General features: G+C 63.3%; 1 protein-coding gene. It reads right to left on the bottom strand.

The window, feature by feature from the left end; genetic code table 11:
• Positions 1 to 54: 54 nt before the first annotated feature.
• Positions 55 to 1,422 carry a group II intron reverse transcriptase/maturase gene (ltrA, locus tag B9S61_RS24990; protein ID WP_258039846.1) on the bottom strand — a complete coding sequence of 456 codons (1,368 nt, stop codon included), beginning with the start codon at positions 1,420 to 1,422 and terminating at the stop codon, positions 55 to 57.
• Between the last annotated feature and the right edge of the window lie 466 nt (positions 1,423 to 1,888).

Here is a 1,888-nt window from a genome sequence, read left to right as displayed (position 1 = left end):
ATCCGTGCGTGCGGTTTTCCCGCACACGGCTTACCGATGATCTTCTTGACATGGTTACGCAGCCTTCGGATAGCGAATCGTGCCACCCAGCCGATACAGGCCATGCCCGTTGAACCACTCCTCAGTCCATTCCGCCCGCTGGCCTGACCTCAGATTGCGGCCGCGCTTCTTGGCCATCAATCTGTGGAGCCGCCATACGACATATCGATCAGCGGTCTGGAACTTGTCAGCGGCGTTCCCGGTTCTGAAGTAGTTACCCCAGCCGCGCAGGATCGGATTCAGGTCCGCAATCACGTCCCGAATATCCATTCCAGTCCGACGGCGGTCGGTCCGTTCCCGGACCTTGTCCCGGAGTCTCTTCATCGCCGCTTTCGAGGGCCAGCGGTGCAGGTAGAAGCGGACGGTCCCGTACTTCTCCCACGACCTGCCCGAGAAGCGTGCTCTGAAGTGGCAGCCGAGGAAGTCGAGTCCTTCCCGGCCCTCTCTGAGGTCAACAATCTTCGTCTTGTCCGGGTGCAGTCGCAGCCCCAGCGAAGTCAGGATCTCCCCGACCGCGTCAAGAGCAGCCCTGGCCTGGCGTTCCGAACGGCACAGGACGACGCCGTCGTCCGCGTACCGCACCAGCTCACCCACTCCGCGCCGCGATAGCCCGGAGTCCAGAACGTGCAGGTAGACGTTGGCCAGCAAAGGCGAGATCACCCCGCCCTGAGGCGTCCCGGCGACCGTCCGCCGAACCTCACCGTCCACCATCACACCCGCCTGCAACCACAAACGGACCAGCTTGAGGACCCTGCGGTCCGATACCCGGCGCCCCACCTCGACGAGCAACCGATCGTGATCGATCTCATCAAAGAAGCTCCGGATATCAAACTCCACAACAAAGTGACGTCCCTTGATGAAGCCGACACGAAGCCGTTCCATCGCCTGCGTCGCCGACCGCTTCGGCCGAAATCCGTACGAGCACGGAGCAAAGTCCGCCTCGAATACCGGCTCCAAAACAATCTTCGCCGCCTGCTGGGCCACCCTGTCGCGTACCGCAGGAATACCCAGCGGTCTCACGCCACCCTGCGGCTTTGGGATATCCACGCGCCTGGCGGGCGCGGGACGATACACACCTGTACGCAGAGAATTCTGAAGCTCACCGAGAAGCCGGCCAACCCCATACTCCTTCTCCACGAATGCCAGGGTGACCCGATCCACCCCGGCACTTCCTCTGTTGGCCCGGACCCGATCCCATGCCTCCCACAGCACATCACCTCTGTGGATACGGTCAAACAGGGCATGGAAACGCCGCTCCGGTGACTGCTTGGCCGCAGCCCATAGCCCGCGTTGAAGTTTTCGCACTTTCGCCACGGACGCATGTCCGTCGACTACGACAGGGGATGCCCCGACGGGGTGGTTGAACCGGGCGGCCCCGGTCATGCCCTCGCGCTTACCTCCGCTACGGACGTGATCAAAGTGGGGGTCCTTCCCTCCCAGCGCGTTATGTTGCACGCCGATCAGCGGTACTACGGCCCCCTCGGACTCCCGCTGTCCTCCGGACGACTTCACCATCGGCTTATATGTCCGGTCTCGTGCCTGATGCCAGGCGTGGTCAGAGCGGGTCTCTCCTGTTCCGGCCCAGACTGTGCACACGTGCCGCCCTCCCTACCCCGGAAGAACCCTGAAGGCTGACCCCGGAACAGGGCCTTCAGGACATGGCCTTCGCCCTGACATGAGGGGCTCGGCTTCTTCGCTGTAGATCTGACGAGGCTGCAAGGTTCGCTTCACGCTACGGCCCGCGCGCTTGCTCCCCCCAAAGGGGCTCTTGACATCCCGCTCAGCCCGCCGGATCTCTCCGACGGACCGGGACCTGCTACCGGGCACTCCGGTGTCTACCCGGACGGGA

It is taken from the genome of Streptomyces sp. SM1 (genome assembly GCF_002910825.1).
GTDB classification, from domain to species: Bacteria; Actinomycetota; Actinomycetes; order Streptomycetales; family Streptomycetaceae; genus Streptomyces; species Streptomyces okerensis.
The sequence above is the reverse complement of the archived record's forward strand: the minus strand, read 5'-3'. Positions and strand labels throughout refer to the sequence as shown.

What these genes read in the sequence shown, in the direction of transcription:
- ltrA (WP_258039846.1), bottom strand. Translation starts at nt 1,422, where the DNA reads ATGACCGGGGCCGCCCGGTTCAACCACCCCGTCGGGGCATCCCCTGTC.